1 protein-coding gene is annotated in these 966 nt (G+C 67.8%); it reads left to right on the top strand.

What is annotated here, in order from left to right; all coding sequences use genetic code 11:
• The coding region (locus MOV74_RS39055) for a tetratricopeptide repeat protein (RefSeq protein ID WP_246932933.1) at positions 1–966 on the top strand (966 nt) is incomplete at both ends.

The following is a 966-nucleotide window of genomic DNA, read 5'->3' as shown; positions in this document are numbered from 1 at the left end:
AGGAGGGCGCGATCGCGCCGGAACACGGCCGCACCGCCTGGGTGCCGCGCGCTGCACTCGCGCTTCCCGAGCGGCCCGCGATCGCCGTGCTGCCCTTCACCAATATGAGTGGCGAAGCCGAACAGGATTATTTCTCCGACGGCATCAGCGAGGACATCATCACCGCGCTGTCGAAGCTGCGCTGGTTCTTCGTCGTCGCGCGGAACTCCTCCTTCATCTACAAGGGCCGCGCCGTGCACATCCGCGAGGTCGCGCGCGAGCTCGGGGTGCGCTACGTGGTCGAAGGCAGCGTGCGGCGGAGCGGCGATCGCGTGCGCATCTCGGCCCAGCTCAACGATGTCTCGACCGGCAGCCATCTCTGGGCCGAGCGCTACGATCGCGAGCTCGCCGACATCTTCGCCGTGCAGGACGAAATCACGGAGGCGATCGTCGCCGCGATCGAGCCTCAGCTCTATGCTGCCGAGAGTTTTCGCGCCCAGCAGAAGCCGCCAGGGAGTCTCGACGCCTGGGACCTCGTGATGCGTGCATTGTCGCATCATTGGCGCAGCACGCGCGAGGACAATGCCGCCGCGCAAGGGCTGCTCGAAAAGGCCGTCGCGATCGATCCCGCCTATGGCAAGGCGCTGGGCCTGCTCGCGACCAGCCATATCTTCGGTGCGCATATGGGCTGGGCCGACATGGCCACGACGGTGCCGATCGCCGAGCGCGCGGCGCTCGCGGCGGTGGAAGCCGATCGCGAGGACGCCTGGGCCCACCATGGCCTCGCCTACACCTATCTGTTCCGCCGCCGCTTCGACGACGCGCTGGCGGAGTTCGAGCTGGCGCTGCAGCTCAATCCAAATTTTGCAATGGCGCACGCTTTCTACGGCGTGACGCTGTGCTACGCCGGGCGATGGCAGGATGGCGACGCCGCCGCGCGTCGTGCGCTGCGGCTCAGCCCGCGCGACCCGCTCGCGGCGATCTATT

Origin of the sequence: Bradyrhizobium sp. SHOUNA76 (assembly GCF_023006445.1) — a bacterium.
Classification (GTDB): domain Bacteria; phylum Pseudomonadota; class Alphaproteobacteria; order Rhizobiales; family Xanthobacteraceae; genus Bradyrhizobium.
The sequence above is the reverse complement of the archived record's forward strand: the minus strand, read 5'-3'. Positions and strand labels throughout refer to the sequence as shown.